General features: G+C 39.4%; 1 protein-coding gene. It reads left to right on the top strand.

All coding sequences use genetic code 11. From position 1 onward, the window contains the following. Window positions 1–17: 17 nt before the first annotated feature. Window positions 18–429, top strand: a 412-nt coding sequence (locus R0J88_RS18825) for a replication initiation protein (RefSeq protein ID WP_410900700.1), incomplete at its 3' end; no start/stop codon positions are given.

The raw sequence follows: 429 nt of genomic DNA, 5'->3' as shown, positions 1-429 counted from the left end.
CTAACCCAGGAAAAATTGTGATTTATCCAACGGAATATGCCAAGTGTTTCGGCCTCAATAAAAGCAGTGTCTATGAGCAGCTGAGCGCAGCTGCAGAGTCACTAAGAGATAAATCTGTCACTATTTTAGACGATAGTGGGACGTCGCTTTCAATCCCCTGGGTGAGCAATGCTAGATATGAAAAGGTGAAAAATCAGGGCTCGTTTATCACATTGGAGTTCTCAAAAGACATCGAGCCCTATATTTTTAATATTGAGGGTGATTTCACAGAGTTATTTTTTCATAACACAGTAAAATTAAACAGTCTGGCATCATTTCGATTATACGCACTCCTTAATCGGGTGCGAAATTACCACAATTACAAACGACGGGGCGCGGTAGTTGTGAATTTTCAATTACCAGAGATGAAACAAAAATTATTTTTATCCG

This window comes from Pseudoalteromonas sp. SIMBA_162 (assembly GCF_046535955.1).
GTDB classification, from domain to species: domain Bacteria; phylum Pseudomonadota; class Gammaproteobacteria; order Enterobacterales; family Alteromonadaceae; genus Pseudoalteromonas; species Pseudoalteromonas marina.
Note: the sequence above shows the minus strand (reverse complement) of the source record. Positions and strands in the feature narration are given on the sequence as shown.